The organism is Sutcliffiella horikoshii (genome assembly GCF_019931755.1).
GTDB lineage: Bacteria > Bacillota > Bacilli > Bacillales > Bacillaceae_I > Sutcliffiella_A > Sutcliffiella_A horikoshii_E.
Window position 1 is genome coordinate 3,308,456 of the sequence record NZ_CP082918.1, and the last position, 17,103, is coordinate 3,325,558.

14 protein-coding genes are annotated in these 17,103 nt (G+C 40.6%); 4 read left to right on the top strand and 10 right to left on the bottom strand.

Features of this window, described 5'->3' with window-relative positions; all coding sequences use genetic code 11:
* The first annotated feature begins 31 nt into the window (after positions 1-31).
* Complete coding sequence (locus tag K7887_RS16905) at positions 32-676, top strand: acetoin utilization AcuB family protein (protein WP_223490747.1); 645 nt, start codon at positions 32-34, stop codon at positions 674-676.
* On the top strand, positions 646-1,851 hold the full coding sequence (locus K7887_RS16910) for an acetoin utilization protein AcuC (RefSeq protein ID WP_317849219.1): 1,206 nt from the start codon (positions 646-648) through the stop codon (positions 1,849-1,851). Before K7887_RS16905 ends, K7887_RS16910 begins: the two co-directional genes overlap by 31 nt.
* A 50-nt stretch (positions 1,852-1,901) precedes the next feature.
* Here the strand turns inward: K7887_RS16910 and motS are convergent, their stop codons facing one another.
* From motS to K7887_RS16930, 4 genes are all read right to left on the bottom strand, one after another.
* Positions 1,902-2,666 (bottom strand): flagellar motor protein MotS, encoded by a 765-nt coding sequence (gene motS, locus K7887_RS16915; protein WP_223490749.1) that lies wholly within the window; start codon positions 2,664-2,666, stop codon positions 1,902-1,904.
* Positions 2,663-3,478 (bottom strand): flagellar motor protein MotP, encoded by an 816-nt coding sequence (gene motP, locus K7887_RS16920; protein WP_223490750.1) that lies wholly within the window; start codon positions 3,476-3,478, stop codon positions 2,663-2,665. The genes motS and motP overlap by 4 nt, the downstream gene beginning before the upstream one ends.
* 293 nt (positions 3,479-3,771) lie before the next feature.
* Positions 3,772-4,770 carry a catabolite control protein A gene (gene ccpA / locus K7887_RS16925; protein WP_088019215.1) on the bottom strand — a complete coding sequence of 333 codons (999 nt, stop codon included), beginning with the start codon at positions 4,768-4,770 and terminating at the stop codon, positions 3,772-3,774.
* Positions 4,771-4,999: 229 nt separating this feature from the next.
* A complete protein-coding gene (locus K7887_RS16930; RefSeq protein WP_223490751.1) occupies positions 5,000-6,076 on the bottom strand; it encodes a bifunctional 3-deoxy-7-phosphoheptulonate synthase/chorismate mutase in 1,077 nt (358 codons plus the stop codon).
* Between the two features lie 139 nt (positions 6,077-6,215).
* Between K7887_RS16930 and K7887_RS16935 the strand changes: the two genes are divergently transcribed.
* Positions 6,216-8,408: a cell division protein FtsA gene (locus K7887_RS16935; RefSeq protein WP_223490752.1), complete on the top strand. Its 2,193-nt coding sequence runs from the start codon at positions 6,216-6,218 to the stop codon at positions 8,406-8,408.
* Between the two features lie 38 nt (positions 8,409-8,446).
* On the opposite strand, the gene ytxJ is transcribed toward K7887_RS16935, so the two are convergent.
* The 3 genes from ytxJ to K7887_RS16950 all read right to left on the bottom strand — a co-directional run bounded on the left by ytxJ (position 8,447) and on the right by K7887_RS16950 (position 9,985).
* A complete protein-coding gene (gene ytxJ, locus K7887_RS16940) occupies positions 8,447-8,773 on the bottom strand; it encodes a bacillithiol system redox-active protein YtxJ (RefSeq protein WP_223490754.1) in 327 nt (108 codons plus the stop codon).
* Between the two features lie 251 nt (positions 8,774-9,024).
* Positions 9,025-9,537 carry a YtxH domain-containing protein gene (locus tag K7887_RS16945; RefSeq protein ID WP_223490756.1) on the bottom strand — a complete coding sequence of 171 codons (513 nt, stop codon included), beginning with the start codon at positions 9,535-9,537 and terminating at the stop codon, positions 9,025-9,027.
* Between the two features lie 13 nt (positions 9,538-9,550).
* Positions 9,551-9,985, bottom strand: coding sequence for a DUF948 domain-containing protein (locus tag K7887_RS16950; RefSeq protein WP_010195430.1), 435 nt, complete (start codon positions 9,983-9,985; stop codon positions 9,551-9,553).
* Positions 9,986-10,210: 225 nt separating this feature from the next.
* Here K7887_RS16950 and K7887_RS16955 point away from each other — a divergent pair, with 225 nt between their 5' ends.
* On the top strand, positions 10,211-11,326 hold the full coding sequence (locus tag K7887_RS16955; RefSeq protein ID WP_223490758.1) for an aminopeptidase: 1,116 nt from the start codon (positions 10,211-10,213) through the stop codon (positions 11,324-11,326).
* Positions 11,327-11,729: 403 nt separating this feature from the next.
* Here K7887_RS16955 and murC read toward each other — a convergent pair whose 3' ends face one another.
* From murC to K7887_RS16970, 3 genes are all read right to left on the bottom strand, one after another.
* Positions 11,730-13,040: a UDP-N-acetylmuramate--L-alanine ligase gene (murC, locus tag K7887_RS16960; protein WP_223490760.1), complete on the bottom strand. Its 1,311-nt coding sequence runs from the start codon at positions 13,038-13,040 to the stop codon at positions 11,730-11,732.
* Positions 13,041-13,364: 324 nt separating this feature from the next.
* On the bottom strand, positions 13,365-14,450 hold the full coding sequence (locus tag K7887_RS16965) for a nicotinate phosphoribosyltransferase (RefSeq protein ID WP_223490761.1): 1,086 nt from the start codon (positions 14,448-14,450) through the stop codon (positions 13,365-13,367).
* 129 nt (positions 14,451-14,579) lie between these two features.
* Positions 14,580-17,006: a DNA translocase FtsK gene (locus tag K7887_RS16970; protein ID WP_223490762.1), complete on the bottom strand. Its 2,427-nt coding sequence runs from the start codon at positions 17,004-17,006 to the stop codon at positions 14,580-14,582.
* Between the last annotated feature and the right edge of the window lie 97 nt (positions 17,007-17,103).

Sequence of the window (17,103 nt, forward strand, 5' to 3'; positions counted from 1 at the left end):
AACGGAACTTCTTTTACAAGGAGGAAAGACCATGATTGTAGAAAGAATTATGAAGAAAAATGTCCATACATTACTTCCAACAGATACAGTGGAGCATGCCCTTCTTCTTATGGAAGAAAAGAACATCCGACATATCCCTATTGTAAATAGTAATCAACAGTTGGTTGGGATTATATCGGACAGAGATGTACGTAACGGATTGCAGGCAGCATTATATGAAAACAGTGCGCAAGAGGACTTGCAGCAGCCTCTTACCAAAGTAATGAAAACAAATCTATTAACAGGGCACCCCCTAGATTTCGTGGAGGAAGTTGCTGCAACTTTTTACGAATATAAGATTGGTTGCCTTCCGATCATACAGGACTCCAAACTCGTAGGAATTGTGACAGAGACGGACCTTCTCTATACATTCGTACAATTAACAGGAGCAAACCAGCCCGCATCACAATTTGAAGTGAAAGTCGAAAATATTTCCGGCAAGCTTGCGGAAGTGACCTCCATATTAAAAAAACGCAAATTAAATATACTCAGTGTGCTTGTCTACCCTCATCAGGATGAGCAGTTTAAAATCCTTGTCTTCCGGGTTCAAACGATGAATCCCACAGGTGTCATCCATGACCTGCAGGAAGAAGGCTATGAAGTGTTATGGCCGAATTTGCCGGGTGTGACCTCATGAAAAAAGCGGTCTTTGTGTATTCGGATGATTTTCAGACCTATAAGTTCAGTGAAAACCATCCATTCAATCAACTAAGAGTCAAGCTCACTTATGATTTGCTTCAAAAGAGCAATCTTCTTTCTGCTCAAGATATTGTTCCACCGAGAATGGCTACTGATGAGGAATTAGCGCTTATTCATGATCCGCGCTATATAGAGGCTGTTAAATTGGCGGGAAAAGGGGTATTACCAAAAGAGAAAGCAAACAACTATGGGCTTGGCACCGAAGATACGCCTATTTTTCCTAATATGCATGAGGCAAGTGCCCTGCTTGTTGGTGGAACATTAACAGCTGTTGACCAAGTAATGACAGGAAAATCCGAACATGCCCTAAATCTTGGTGGTGGCCTACATCATGGTTTCCGTGGGAAGGCATCTGGATTTTGTATTTATAATGACACTGCTGTGGCCATTAAGTATCTTCAAGAGAAGTATGGAGCCCGGGTTCTATATGTAGATACGGATGCCCATCATGGCGACGGTGTTCAGTGGGCTTTTTACGAGGATCCCAACGTCTGTACCCTTTCTATACATGAAACAGGGCGGTATCTATTCCCTGGGACAGGCAATGTGAATGAACGAGGTCAAGGAGATGGATATGGGTATTCTTTCAATATTCCGATCGATGCCTTTACAGAAGATGAGTCCTTCTTGGAGGTTTATGAACAGTCACTTACAGAAGTGGCCAATTTCTTTAAACCGGATGTCATTTTGACGCAAAATGGTGCTGACGCCCATTACTATGATCCTCTTACACATCTGTCCACTTCTATTAAAGTGTACCGAGAGATTCCGAAGCTTGCTCATAAAATTGCCCATCAATATTGTAAAGGGCGATGGATTGGTGTTGGAGGAGGAGGCTATGATATTTGGAGAGTCGTTCCACGGGCATGGTCTCATGTTTGGTTAGAGATGATGGAAACGAACAATGTGCACGGTTCATTGTCAGAAGATTGGATAAACGAATGGAAAGACAAGGCACCTGTAGAACTGCCTGCTGAGTGGGAAGACCAGGAAGATTTGTATAAACCGATTCCACGAAAACAGGAAATCACGGAGAAAAATAAACAGCTTCTCTCAAAAGCTTTATACCCTATAAGCCATCTGCGCACTGATAGTAATTCACAGATTGGCTAAAGAAAAACCAGCACTACGCCGTTTAGCGTGAAGAGCTGGTTTTTCGCATTTTAGTTCACTATTTCTTCTTTTTGAGGATCGGAAATGACTATTTCTACTCTTCTATTCTTTTGATAGTTTGCATTTGAAGTGTTCTCTACAATCGGTCTTGTATCGCCATAACCTACTGCAATAAATCGCTCAGGATCTAAGTCATGGGAGTCAACCAGATATCGAATAACACTACTAGCCCGGGCTGCAGATAATTCCCAGTTGGAAGGGAACTTTTCTGTTGAGATCGGTCTGTTATCGGTATGTCCTTCTACTTTGACCAGGTTCGGAATTTTCGTTAATAATGTTCCGACTTTATCGAGAAAAGGATGTGCAATTGGAAGGATTCTGGCTTCAGCCGTTTCATACAAAACCTTTTCTTCTAGCACGAGGACAATACCACGCTCTGTTCTGTTAGCAACCACAACATCCTCGAGGTCATTTTCGGCTAAAAACGTTTGTACTTCCACAAGCAGCTCTTGCAAACTGTCCTCGTTCTCTTGCGTTTGTTCCTCGTTTTCTGCTACATCGTCTTGGTTATTGGTCGACTCCGTATTTACAGAGAAATCTGTCGGGTGCTCAAAAGGAACGGCAGATGGATTATAATCTAAAATATTCACTTGCTTGAACGACTCTGCTACAGCTTTAAATTTCACCAAGTCTATTTGTGACATGGAGAATAATAATATGAAAAATACTAAGACAAGCATAAAGAGGTCGGAAAACGTGACCATCCACTTTGGTGCACCACTTTCAACAGACACCTTCTTCTTACGGCGCTTCATTGGAAGTTCTCCTCCAATGTTTCAGCTACCGCTTCATCTTTTCTTTCCCGATCTTGATTAGAAAGGAATGCAGATAGTTTTTCTTCCAAAATCTTTGGATTCTGACCTGACTGAACGCCGATTACACCTTCAATAATAATTTGTTTTAAAAATACTTCTTTTTCTGTTTTATTTGCAAGTTTACTAGCCATCGGGAGAAACACAAGGTTTGCTAAAAGGGTGCCATACAACGTTGTCAGAATAGCAATGGCCATATTTGGTCCGAGGGTAGTTGGATCGTTTAAGTTTTTCAACATCAGGACCAACCCGATCAGCGTACCGATCATCCCCCATGAAGGAGCGTAATCTCCTGCTTTTTCCAGAATGCTTCTTCCCTTCATATGTCTTTCTTCCATTGCTGAAATTTCTGCATTCATGATGTCATGAATTACTTCCGGTTCCACACCATCCACCGCGAGCAGTACGCCTTTTTTAATAAAATCATCCTCTACATCTTCTAATTCCGCTTCCAGAGCTAATAGCCCTTCTCTTCTGGCTCGGTCTGACAATCGGACAAATGTTTGGATTAAGTTGGGCAGTTCATTTTCTTGCCGGGAAAATGCCGCTTTTATTACAGTAGGCATTACTTTCATCTCTTTTAAGTTAAAGGTTATTAATAGCGCTCCCAGGGTTCCTCCGATTACGATTAGAAAAGAAGGAAAATGCAAGAAGCTGCTTGCACCGCTTAATCCAGAGTTGTTGATGATGCCGAATAAAATCATTGCTAGACCGAGAATGAGACCTATTGGTGTTAACATATCAAACTTTTTCATACTTTCTCCCCTGACCTTAAACGCTCTTGTTTGTTTTTTAATTGACTTATTACACTAACTCCCAGTTTCCTTCCGTTTCAGGTGGTCGCTTTCCGCGGGACGGTGCTTGAGCCTCCTCGGCTTCGCCTGTGGGGTCTCAAGCTACCGTTACTCCCCCGCAGGAGTCTCCCACCTTACACGCCAGTCAACTGGGGATAGTTGATTAATCAATTGATTGACATTTTTAGATAAAGAAAGAGGACAAACTTTTTGGTGGTTGTCCTCTTCTTTTACTATCTATATCGACAGTATTTTTATTTTGTTGAGCGTCTAAATTCAATTCTATGTGGAAGTACGACAGTTTGGTCTTCTACTTTCTCTTTGTTCATGAATTTCGTTAATAGTCTCATGGCTACTGCTCCGATGTCATACATCGGTTGTACAACTGTGGAAAGCTGCGGACGGACCATTGTAGCCAGTCTAGTGTTATCAAACCCGATTACTTCAATGTCTTCTGGGATGTTCAATCCGTTGTCCTGAGCACCATGAATGACTCCCAAAGCCATTTCATCCGTTCCAACAAAAATCGCTGTTGGACGGTCTTTCATTCCGATAAGTTTTTCCACAGCTTCGATACCGGAATCGTAAGAATAGTCACCTTCTATCACGATCTCCTCGTCATAAGAAAGACCTGCTTCTTCTAGTGCACGTTTATAGCCAGTCAGTTTTTTCTCACCGTTGATTGGTTCTTCAAAAAGACCTGACACATATCCAACTCGTTTATGCCCTTTTTCAATTAATGCCGTTACAGCGTCAAAAGAGGCCTGAACATAATCAATGGTTACGGATGGCACTTTATTGTCTTTTTCGATCGATGCAGCTAATACAATAGGAACTGGGGATCTTTCAAATTCTGCAGCCAATTCTTCTGTAATATTACCACTCATGAAAACAATTCCATCTACTTGTTTGCCAAGCATCGTGTTTAACAGGTGCAACTCCTTGTCCACATTTTGGTCGGAGTTGCTTAAGATGATATTGTATTTATACATCGTTGCAATATCTTCAATCCCGCGAGCAAGCTCTGCATAGAAGATATTGGAGATATCAGGGATGATAACTCCTACCGTTGTTGTTTTTTTGCTTGCAAGTCCTCTAGCTACTGCATTAGGGCGATAACCAAGACGTTCAATTGCTTCCAATACTTTTTTTCTTGTGGTTGGTTTTACATTCGGGTTTCCATTTACTACACGGGAAACGGTTGCCATCGAAACATTCGCTTCTCTTGCAACATCATAAATCGTTACATTCATTCACACACACTCTCCTTCTATATACATGCATCTATGTAGGGCAATAATTAATAAGATAATTTTGGCAAAATAACGCATTTATCTAATAATCATACGTTATTCTAAGCAGACAAGCAATGAATTTACTATACTCCTGCTTATATCTTTTGCTAAATGTAAACTTTTTATGAAAACTTATGAAAACAGACAAAGACGAGCGTTCTGCCCGCTCGTCTTTGGTGAAATCTTATTATGATTTGTATGCGTAGTGACTGCGCAATTCAGTGATGAACTCATTGAACTCTTCGATATCCATCTGCTGGGCCGCGTCAGAAAGTGCTACTGCCGGATCAGGATGAACTTCAGCCATCACTCCATCTGCACCGATTGCAAGGGCTGCTTTTGCAGTAGGCAATAGAAGATCTTTTCTGCCTGTGGAATGTGTTACATCCACAAATACAGGTAAATGAGTTTCTTTCTTTAAAATTGGTACAGCAGAGATATCTAATGTATTACGTGTAGCTTTCTCGTAAGTTCTGATTCCACGCTCACATAAAATGATTTGGTCATTACCTTGAGAGATAATGTACTCAGCTGCATTGATGAACTCATCAATCGTTGCTGCAAGTCCTCTTTTTAGAAGAACTGGCTTTTTCACTGCACCAGCAGCTTTCAGTAGTTCAAAGTTTTGCATGTTACGTGCACCGATTTGGATGACATCTACATAATCGCATGCGACTTCAATATCAGCAGGGTTGATGATTTCACTGATGATTGCCATATCAAACTCATCACCAACACGTTTTAATATCTTTAAACCTTCTAATCCAAGTCCTTGGAAGTCGTATGGAGATGTTCTTGGCTTGAATGCCCCACCACGCAGAAGTTTAATTCCTTGCGCTTTTGCTGCTTGGGCAACTTGGGCAACCTGTTCATAACTTTCAACTGCGCAAGGACCGACGATGAAGTTTTGAGATCCATCACCAATTTTTACTCCTTTTACTTCAACAACCGTATCTTCCGGTTTTTTCTTACGGGATACCAGCAAAGCTTTTCTATGATCATCTTTTTGCAGTTCAAGACCAGCTTTGAAAATCTCTTTGAATAAATGCTGTAAAGTGGAAGTTTCGAAAGGTCCATCGTTATGTTCCGTGATCAGGTCCAACATTTTTCTCTCACGGACAGGGTCATATCGATTTACACCTTGCGCCTCTTTAAGCTTTCCAATTTCTTGGACAAGCTCACCGCGCTTGTTGATAACCTCTAATAGTTGTAAGTTTAGTTCTTCGACTTGTTTTCGCAAGGCATCTAATTCGTTATGACTCATATAATTTCATCCTTTCTGTATTTATAACAGTACCGAGTTGTGGTACATTTCTATTAATTAGTTATTATAAACGATGACTTTCTGATTGTCACGGATTTTTTCTTTATTAATTAAACGCTTTTAAGCGGTAAAGTATTATATGATGCTACATAGGGATGGTGAATCTTTTTTGATTTTCGCATTGGATATTGGAACAAGGTCAGTGGTAGGACTACTGTTAGAACAAGATAAGAGCAAGTTCCGCATCAAGGATATAGTAGTAAAAGAGCACGAAGAACGCGCCATGTTGGATGGTCAAATTCATGATATTTTGGCAGTCTCCAAAGTAATTACATATGTAAAAGAGAAATTAGAAGAAAAACATGGACCATTAAAGAAAGTATGCGTCGCTGCTGCAGGAAGGGCTTTAAAAACACAGACGGCCTATGCGATCCAAGATATTAAAGGGAAAGCTCTTTTTACCGAAGACGATATATTTTTATTAGAACTTTCCGCTGTTCAAGAAGCGCAAAGGAAACTACTTCAAGAAAATGAAATTGATTCTGCTAATCAATATTTTTGTGTGGGATATTCCGTTCTAAGGTATTACTTAGATGAAGAAGAAATAGGCAGCCTGCTCGACCAAAGAGGAGAAAAAGCATCTGTTGAAATCATTTCAACCTTTTTACCAAAAATCGTAGTAGAATCATTGATTTCCGCCCTACAACGGTCCGATCTTCAACTTGAAGCCCTGACACTTGAACCGATTGCAGCTATAAATGCTCTCATACCACCTTCTATGAGAAGATTGAATGTTGCCTTAGTAGATATCGGGGCTGGTACTTCTGACGTGGCAATCTCTATGGATGGGACTGTCACTGCATACGGAATGGTCCCTGTTGCCGGAGATGAAATTACAGAAGGTTTGAGTGATGCTTTTCTACTTGACTTTCCACAGGCGGAACAGGCCAAACGAGACTTGCTCCATCATGAGGAAATTACTTTTACAGATATTCTTGGCTTTGAACAAACTCTATCTAAACAAGAAATGGTAGATCAGATTTACTCCTCTATAGAGAAACTCGCCTCGTCTATCACAAAGGAGATTAAGAGGCAAAATAACCAGAAAGCACCCAAAGCTGTCATGCTGGTGGGAGGTGGAAGCCTTACCCCTTCTCTGCCCTTCCTCATTGCAGAGCAACTAGGTTTATCTGAAAATCGTGTGGCAATTCGAGGAGTAGACGCGATTCAGCAATTGGATCAAACAGACCTTCCTGTAAAAGGACCTGAATTTATCACGCCTATCGGAATTGCCATTGCTGCAAAGGAAAAACCAATTGAATACGTTTCTGTCACCGTTAATGAGCTTCCCGTTCGTTTATTTGATGTGAAAAAACTGACCATTGGAGACAGCCTTTTAGCTGCCGGGATTAGCATCAACAAATTGGTTGGAAAGCCAGGCCTGGCATTAATGGTAGAAGTGAATGGAAAAGGGATTACATGTCCAGGAAGTTTTGGAGAGGCACCGAAGATTTTAAAAAATGGACAGCCGGCTCAAAGTTTTGATCCTATTGAAAATGGCGATGTCATTATGGTGGAAAAAGGCGTGGATGGGAAATCAGCCGCTATAACTGTCCGGGAGGTAGTAGGAACAGCGTTACCTGTCATTTCAGTTACTGTAAACGGCAAAGCTAAAGCTGTCAATCCAAGCTTACTCCTTAACGGTCATCCTGCCGCATTAGACCAACAACTCGCAGACCGTGATAAGGTTACTTTCACCTACCCGGAGACCATAGGGGACCTCCTTGTGCAGAGCAGCGAAGTTGCAGGAAAGGATCTTGAGCCATTTCACTTATTTATAAACGATGAGAAAACAACCCTATCAGCCTTTTCTGTCCTAGTGAAGAAGAATGGAAAACAAGTCTCTTTACAAGACCATTTTTCCAATGAAGACAAGATTGTCTGGGAAAAGGGAAGCACACCTACAGTAAAAATGCTTTCTATCAATCAACAGTATGAAACAAAACAAGAAATAGCAGTAACTTATAAAGGAAAAAAAGTTGTTTTGAGCAAGGTCTTGCTTGAATTTTACCGAAATGGGAAGTTGCTTGGAGATGAGGATGTCCTAAATAGAGATGACCATCTGCAAGTGATGGTCCGACGCAAGGAGCCATTCATTTTCCAAGATATGTTCCGCTTCGTGGACATAGACAGACCACAAGGGGCCGGTTCCTTTATGTTAAAGAAAAATGGAATGGAAGCCTCTTTCTACGACTTTATCGATCATGGAGATGACTTAGACATAGAGTGGAAAAGTAAAGTCCTAGAAGCCAACTTGGAAGACAAGGCTTGATCCAAAATAAAACGAACGTGCATAGTCGCACGTTCGTTTTATTTTACGTTCTCTTGAAGAGAAGAATAGGTAATCTTCCAGTGGGTTGCACTCCAAGCAACTTTTCCGTCTTTAAATAATAACGCTTGTGGGGATTCATGCTTTATATCAAATGTCTCCGCGATATGATTGGAGAGCGGTCTAGCTTCTTGGACATTTAGATAATAGCATGGAACCTGGTTTTGTTCTGCTACAAAGTTTTCGAATTCTTCAAATGCTGCATGGCTGATTGGACATGTTGTGCTGTTTTTGAAGAATAAAAAGGTCTCATTTTCTTGGACGATTTGATCGAACTCTTCTACAGATTGTACGTTGGTTTTGCTCATATTTCTACACCCTTTTCTGCTTGTTATTAAGAATTGTCTGCTGACACCGCTATTGATTTCCGCAAATGGCTTCGCTTTCCGCGGGGCGACCTTGAGCCTCCTCACTTCGTTGCGGGGTCTCAACATTGCCGCTATCCCCCGCAGGAGTCTTCGCCTTTTGCTCCAATCAACAGCTATAAATCTCTCAGGAAATTAAAAACGGCGAAGTTATCATACCACTTCGCCGTTTTATTCTCAAGTTATGAGATTGTTTATTTTTCTTCTTTGTCTTCTTCGCTTGCAGATAGCTTTTTCTCTACGTCTTCTAACGCAGCTTTTGTATCTTCAAGGCGCTTTTTCACTTCATCTGTCATTTCATCAGATTCCGTTTCAATTGCAGTAGCGGCTTCTGAAATGATATCTTGAACCTGCTCTTGCAGTTCCATGGATATATCGCCATTTTTTTCGCGCAATTGTTTTACTTTATCCATCACTTGTTGTGTTTGATCCGTAATGGCTTTAGTCAATTGGTTTTTCTTATCTTTTGCAGTTTCAGCTAACTCAGTTGTATATTCAGTAGCTTGAACCTTCCAGTTATCCGTTCTTTCTTTTAATTGAGTCGCCTGGTCCGTGATATCTTCACGAAGCTCTCTACCGGATTTAGGAGCCAGGAACAATGCAGTTGTAGCTCCCACAATTCCACCAATTAATGTACCGATTAAAAAGTCTTTCGTGTTAATACCGTCAGTGTTCGTGTTCATCTCTTTCTTGTTCTCTTCGCTCATTTCCGATTCCTCCTCAAATTTTGTTGATTTTGTTTTTCTGTTTTCTCTCATTCCATTTGTCGACAATTTCCATGGCCACATTAGACCATTGAACAACTTGCGACACCTTATCCTGGTTTTGATCTAGTTGATGTGCAACATTATTAGATAAACGTGATACGGAATGATTAAATCCTTGAATGGAAGTTCCAACATCCTTTACAGCAGTTACAACCGTATTAAGTTGTTGCGACTTATCTTGAATGTCGTCCATTAATACATTGGTTTTATGTAGGATCTGCTCTGTCTCGGATGTGATCCCTTGCATCTGTTTTTCAATACCACCTAATGTACCGGCAACTTGATTTAAAGTGCCTTGCACGGAAAGAAGTGTTTTCGAAACAAATATAACCAATATTAAAAAAGCAATAGCTACAATAATTGCGCTAATGTAAAGCAATTCACTCAACGCGACACCTCCTGGCTGCTGACGTACATACTTACTATTTACCCCACATACTACAGTTTAAACATTCTATACTCTGTTTTATTCTAGGACAAAAGGAAAATCCCTTCAAAAATTAAAAGAAATTTAAAAAATATTACTAATATTTTTAGACAAAAAATTCAACAAAATACGCGTAATCGGTTACAATAATGATGATACATAACCATTTTCATAGGGGGCAAAACAATGAAGGATCCTCGGATTCAAACACTTGCAAAAAATTTAATCAACTATTCTGTTCGTCTTCAAAAAGGCGAGAAGGTATTAATCGAAAACTTTGGACTGCAAAGAGAACTTGTAGTAGCACTTGTCGATGAAGCTTATAAAGCTGGCGGATATCCATTCGTTTCATTAAAAGATGTTCAGGTAGACCGCGCCCTTTTAATGGGAGCTCAAGAAGAACAATATAGCATGAAAGCAGATTTTGAAGCAAATGTCATGAAAAACATGGATGCCTATATCGGACTTCGTTCTGGCGACAACATCGCTGAATTGTCCGATGTTCCTGATGACAAACAAAAAATCCAGGGCAGCACGGTTGGAAAGAAAGTTCACCGTGACATCCGTGTTCCAAAAACAAAATGGGTGGTTCTGCGCTATCCGAATGCCAGCATGGCACAGCTTGCAAAAATGAGCACGGAAGGTTTTGAGAACTTCTATTTCGATGTATGTAATCTTGATTATGGGAAAATGAGCAATGCGATGGATGCTCTTGTTGAGTTGATGAATAAAGCCGACAAGGTCAGAATCACAGGAGAAGGAACAGATCTAACATTCTCCATTAAAGATATTCCTGCCATTAAATGCGCAGGTGAAATGAATATTCCTGACGGTGAGGTATACACTGCACCTGTTAAGGATTCTGTTAACGGTACAATTACTTACAATACACCATCTCCATACCAGGGCTTCACATATGAAAATGTAAAATTGACTTTCCGCGACGGAAAAATCGTGGAAGCAACAGCCAATGATTCCGACCGTATCAATAAAATTTTCGATACAGATGAAGGTGCACGTTTTATCGGAGAGTTTGCAATCGGTGTTAACCCTTATATTCAACATCCAATGCAGGATATCTTATTTGACGAAAAGATTGACGGAAGCTTCCATTTCACACCTGGTCAGGCATATGAGGATGCTTGGAACGGCAACAACTCTGATATTCATTGGGATATGGTAATGATTCAACGTCCTGAATATGGCGGAGGAGAAATCTATTTTGATGATGTATTGATCAGAAAAGATGGGAAGTTTGTTGTTTCAGAGCTTGAGGGATTAAATCCGGAGAATTTGAAGTAAGGTATAGTTTGAACCATCCGCAAGTGAATTGTGGGTGGTTTTTTAATTGTTGCGTTAGACATCTTTAATGCTTTGCACCCTATTCAAGACCTCTCTCTATCTATTTTTGCGCTACTGAAGTCTTCATAACTCTTCTCAAGACCTCTCTCTACCCGTTTTCACGCAACTGAAGTCTTCATACCTCTTCTCAAGACCTCTCACTATCCATTTTCACGTAACTGAAGTCTTCATACCTCTTTTCAAGACCTCTCTCTACCCGTTTTCACGCTACTGAAGTCTTCATAACCCTTCTCAAGACCTCTCTCTACCCGTTTTCATGCTACTGAGGTCTTCATTTCCATTCGCCAAAATAAAAAACCGGCTTCCCCTCTACCTGAAGGAAAGCCGGTTCTTTTATACATTACTATTCCACTTCGTGTTGAAGGGATTTCTCATATGCTTCTTGGAACTTGGTGACATCACCGGCTCCCATGAAAATAATGACGCTATTCTCATGCTTAGACAACAATGCAGTTCCTTCTTCTGTCAAAATTTCTGCACGGTCTATTTTCTCGAGCAGATCATTGATTGTGAGCTTCCCTTGATTCTCGCGGGCAGAACCGAAAATATCACATAGGTAAACATGATCCGCTCCGCTTAAGCTTTCCGCAAATTCATTTAAGAATGTTTGAGTTCTTGTAAAGGTATGCGGTTGAAATACAGCAATCACGTCGCGTTCAGGATATTTCTGGTTGGCTGCATCAATAGTTGCACGGATCTCCGTTGGGTGATGCGCATAATCATCAATCAATACTTGAGAGCCTATTACTTTTTCGGAAAATCTACGTTTAACTCCTTCAAATGTAAGCAACTGGCTTTGAATCACTTCTACAGGTATTTCCTCGTAGTGACATAGCGCGATGACAGCCAAGGAGTTCATGATGTTGTGGTCACCATACCCATTGATTTTAAATGTAGCATAATGGTTGTTTCGTACATATACATCAAATGTGGTACCTTCTGTCGACTTTTCCACGTGACGTGCTTGAAAATCATTTTCTTCGCCAAAGCCGTAGTAAATCACGGGAACTTTTGCTTGGATTTTTTGCAGATATTCATCATCTCCACAAGCGATGATTCCCTTTTTCACTTGCATAGCCATCTCCTGGAATGCGGAGAATACATCATCGATACTGCCGAAATAATCCGGGTGATCGAAGTCGATGTTTGTCATGATCGTGTAATCAGGATAGTAAGACAAGAAGTGTCTCTTGTACTCACATGCTTCAAATACAAAATATTCACTATCTTCTACCCCACGGCCAGTGCCATCTCCAATAAGATATGAAGTAGGCTTTGCTCCTTGAATGACATGGGAGAGCAATCCAGTTGTAGAAGTCTTTCCGTGTGCTCCCGTAACGGCAATACTGGTGTACTTCTCCATAAACTGACCCAGGAATTGCGGATAGCGAATAACTGGTATGTTAAGTTCTTTTGCCGCTTCTATCTCCTCATGTGTGTCAGGAAATGCATTACCGGCAATAACCGTCATATCTTCCTTAATATTGTCCTTATCAAAAGGAAGGATGGCGATCCCTTTTTCTTCGAGACCCTTTTGTGTAAAGAACCTCTTTTCAATATCTGAACCTTGTACTTGAAAGTGCATATCGTCCAATATTCCGGCAAGGGCACTCATTCCTGATCCTTTAATACCAACAAAATGATAAATGGTCATGAAAAAACCTCCAACATTTATCTATATATAATTCGCTTATCTTTCTGCAAACGAACTGAATAATAGTTTTTATTTTTGTACCAAACGTAGTTTTCTCCGCATAGATAATCCATTATATGATTAGCGTCTAAAAATGCTAATTCCCTTATTCCCTTAAGTTTAAGGATTCAAACCATATGTAGAAAAGACTTTTCTTAACAACGACCTATTATAGCACTAATTCGAAATTTCCTCTACCGTACCGTCATGAATCGGAAATTCATAGGAAAAAACTGATAGATCTTTCTCCTACCAGTTTCTCCATAAATCACTTACTGCTATACTCTAATCCACTTTTTCTAGTCGTTCATTGAAGCGGTATTTTCTTCCGGCTTTCGCTTGAGGTTCCCCGTTTAACACAACGTTATCTCCAGTAAAGCCTATATGGATTTTCAGCAGGCTTCCACCCACACCATAAATATCGACCGGCACGTTCTGCTCTTCGAATTCCCTGATGCGTTGCTCACTGAAACCACCGCTTACCACAATCTTCACATGTTGGAAACCTTCTTTATCCAATGCTTCACGCAGTGCGAAAACAAGCGGGGCATTTACCCCTCGTGGGTCAAAGGTTCCCAGTACATCCTGATGGCGGATGAAATGCTGATCGATCATCGTTCTGGATGTATCGACCCGTACTCCCTTCAGCTTATCACCGAATTCTCTTGCCACTCTCAATGCATCTGTAATGACATCATTGTTATAGTCTACAAGCACCAACAGTTCATCCTCGGGGAACTTCGAATGGTAAGCTTTAGAAGCCTCTACAACATCCCCATTGAATAGCTGGATGAGGGCATGCGGCATGGTACCCATCCCTTTTTTCCCCCACCATTCATTCATTGCATGGGTTGCTTGCGCTGTGGAGCCTCCGATATGCGCGGCATATCCGTCTCCGGCTTGTTGCGTATAATGATCATCACGATCTCCCATGAAAATGACTGGCTTTTGCCCTGCAGCTTTCACTACATTATAAACATTCGTAGACACCGACGTTCTTCTGGCCAGAATCCCATCAATTACTCCTTCTAAAAATCCAAAATTCTGATAAGGGCCTGTTATAGTCATAACCGTTTCAAACGGCGCAATTTTGTCCCCATCCTTTAAGGAATAAATCTCAAGTGATTCCGGATCATCAGCGAAAGTCTTGATCAATGCAATGACTTCATCTGTACCGCATAGCACTGCATGATCTTTTTGAAAAAATTGCATCGTCACAATATTATCTGGTTTAAACTCTCTCACGATTTCTCGTGTTTTTAAAAAATATACAGCTGAGAACCATCCTTCTTTTACACGCTCGTCAAATTTGAACGTGCGATTGGTCAGCCTTTTAATTTTTCCTTGCAGCTTCAACTCAATTTCTTTCATCCTCTTAAAAGCTCCTTAAGACCCTGTTTTCGGGTTACTGTCTTGCCGGATATGCCGACTCCTATTGTTTACTAGTATTAATAATAATAGAAGATTGTATCCATTTACAACAACTTCAGTCAAGGAGCATTAAAAGTCAGAATCTTGCATACTGACAAGCTCCTCCTCTGAAACAAGTACATCTCTTGGTTTACTACCCTTTGGACCTGATATCACACCATGAGCCTGCATCATATCAATAAGGCGGGCGGCCCTGTTATAGCCGATACGGAATCTTCTTTGCAAACTGGAAGTGGATGCCCCATTTTGATCAATTACATATTGGCATGCTTCTATAAAGAGCTCATCTTCCTCTTGTATGGTGCTATCTTTTAGCAATTCGCTTTGTTCAAACAAATAATTGGGCTTTTGTTCTTTACGTACATGAGCAACCGCTCTCTCTATCTCCTCATCTGATACGAAGTTTCCTTGTACCCTAATCGGTTTCGGAGCGCCATTTTCAAGAAGCAGCATATCACCTCGCCCAAGAAGACGCTCGGCCCCTCCGATATCTATGATAGTCCTGGAATCGACTTGAGATGAAACAGAGAAGGCAATCCTTGTAGGAATATTAGCCTTAATCAGCCCTGTAATAACATCAACGGAAGGACGCTGAGTGGCAATCAGTAAATGCATCCCGCAGGCACGTGCTTTTTGGGCAATCCGACAGATTGCTTCCTCTACATCACTTGGAGCAACCATCATCAGGTCGGCCAATTCATCTATGATAATGACCATATATGGCAATGTTTCTTGGTTATGCTTTTTCGCCGTTTCATTGTATTTTGCAATGTCTCTAACGCCTGCATGAACAAACAACTCATAACGGCGCTCCATCTCTTCCACTGCCCATTTCAACGCAGCCGTTGCTGCCTTTACATCTGTGATAACCGGGCTTACGAGATGGGGAATATGGTTGTAAGGTGTAAGTTCCACCATTTTTGGATCAATCAATAAAAGTTTCACTTCATCTGGTGTACTTTTGTACAACAAACTCATAATGATAGAGTTCACACAAACACTTTTTCCGGATCCCGTAGCACCGGCAATCAATCCGTGCGGCATTTTCTGTAAGTCCAAGACAACAGGTTGACCTGAAATATCCAACCCTAAAGCTACAGTCAAGGGTGAAGTATTTTGTATAAAAGATGGATGTCGAATAATTTCTCTAATAAATACAGGCTTGCTTACACGATTCGGCACTTCTATTCCAATCGTGTTTTTCCCTGGAATAGGCGCCTCCATACGTATATCCCGTGCTGACAGACTCAATTTAATGTCATCACTTAAGTTGGTGATTTTGTTTACCTTTACTCCAGGCTCTGGCTGCACTTCAAATTGGGTAACAGATGGCCCTTGTGTTGCTTTTACCACTTTCGCACCGACCCTGAAATGATGTAAAGTTTCATCCAGCAATTGCTTTTGCGCTTCTACCCAGTCCTGGTCTCCTTGAGAATGCTGTGGTGGGATGGCAAGCATTGTAATAGGCGGTTTTCTGTAATACGGTTGCGTCACTTCTTCTTTGGAAGATATTTGCTGTTTTCTTTCTAATGAACGTTTATCCTGTTTAAGCATAATGACATTAAACGGTATGTTCTGTTTGGAGGAAGTCTCCTTAGTTCTGTTCACTTCCGTGTTTTGCTTTTCTTTCGGTTTCTCTATAGGCTCGCTGTACTCTAGAGTTGCTGCGGATTCCTGTTGATAAGCAGTAGCATCTTCTTCAACTTCGTTAACTTCCACAATTTCTTCTTTTTCCTCAAAAGCTTTTATATCTTCTATTTCTGTTATTTCTTCTATTTCTGTTATTTCTTCTTTTTCATCTTCTTTTACCAATTGTACTTCGTTAATAGCACTGTCTATCAATGAAGTTATTGGATTTTCGTCTTCCATGATGTCTCCTGAAGAATCATTTTCTTCTTCTATTAACTCATCACTAAAAGCCTGTACCTTTGATTCATCTTTGTACGTAATTTCTTCAAAATTTGCACTAGAGTAGCCTTCAAGTGGACTCAGTTCAGCTATTTCATTTGAAATTGATTCTCTACTGAGCAGCTCGATCTCAGGTATATATTCTTCTTTCTTTTCCGGAAATGGTCGTGATTTATATCCATAAATCGGGGACACCACTTCAGTAGGATGGAAAGGTTGTTTATTTTTATTTGTTACTTTTTCAAAGGCTCTAGGCGTGATTTTTTTCTTTGTCGGTTCTTGCTTTTTCACTGGCTCTTCAGTCGCTGCTTTTTCTTGTTCTACTTTTATAGATTCAGCCTTGGTTTTTTCTGCCGGTTTACTGGGTTGTTGAACTTTTGACTTTTTTCTTTTTTCCTGTCTTGGCTGTTGTTCTTTTTTACCTTCATCTGGTATAAGAGGAAAGCGAAATTTCCCTGTAGGATACTGATAAGCGACTTTTGCTGTTAGTTGTTTTTGCTTATTTTCCGGTTTCTTAGCGTAATCTTGCTCAATGGTTCTTTCTTCCTCGTCACTTAGCTGAGCAAACAGCTTTTTAAACCAGTTCACATTCATCACACTCTTTCTTTGTTGTTCGTAACCTGCTTTTTAACAGGTTCAGTAGGCAAAAAACCACTAGAGAGCATCTAGTGGTGAAAAATAAAAG

Excerpts from the sequence above, each read along its gene's own strand:
- K7887_RS16905 (WP_223490747.1), top strand. The coding sequence starts at position 32 with ATGATTGTAGAAAGAATTATGAAGAAAAATGTCCATACATTACTTCCA.
- K7887_RS16910 (WP_317849219.1), top strand. The coding sequence starts at position 646 with ATGGCCGAATTTGCCGGGTGTGACCTCATGAAAAAAGCGGTCTTTGTG.
- motS (WP_223490749.1), bottom strand. The coding sequence starts at position 2,666 with ATGAAGCGCCGTAAGAAGAAGGTGTCTGTTGAAAGTGGTGCACCAAAG.
- motP (WP_223490750.1), bottom strand. The coding sequence starts at position 3,478 with ATGAAAAAGTTTGATATGTTAACACCAATAGGTCTCATTCTCGGTCTA.
- ccpA (WP_088019215.1), bottom strand. The coding sequence starts at position 4,770 with ATGAATGTAACGATTTATGATGTTGCAAGAGAAGCGAATGTTTCGATG.
- K7887_RS16930 (WP_223490751.1), bottom strand. The coding sequence starts at position 6,076 with ATGAGTCATAACGAATTAGATGCCTTGCGAAAACAAGTCGAAGAACTA.
- K7887_RS16935 (WP_223490752.1), top strand. The coding sequence starts at position 6,216 with ATGATGCTACATAGGGATGGTGAATCTTTTTTGATTTTCGCATTGGAT.
- ytxJ (WP_223490754.1), bottom strand. The coding sequence starts at position 8,773 with ATGAGCAAAACCAACGTACAATCTGTAGAAGAGTTCGATCAAATCGTC.
- K7887_RS16945 (WP_223490756.1), bottom strand. The coding sequence starts at position 9,537 with ATGAGCGAAGAGAACAAGAAAGAGATGAACACGAACACTGACGGTATT.
- K7887_RS16955 (WP_223490758.1), top strand. The coding sequence starts at position 10,211 with ATGAAGGATCCTCGGATTCAAACACTTGCAAAAAATTTAATCAACTAT.
- murC (WP_223490760.1), bottom strand. The coding sequence starts at position 13,040 with ATGACCATTTATCATTTTGTTGGTATTAAAGGATCAGGAATGAGTGCC.
- K7887_RS16965 (WP_223490761.1), bottom strand. The coding sequence starts at position 14,450 with ATGAAAGAAATTGAGTTGAAGCTGCAAGGAAAAATTAAAAGGCTGACC.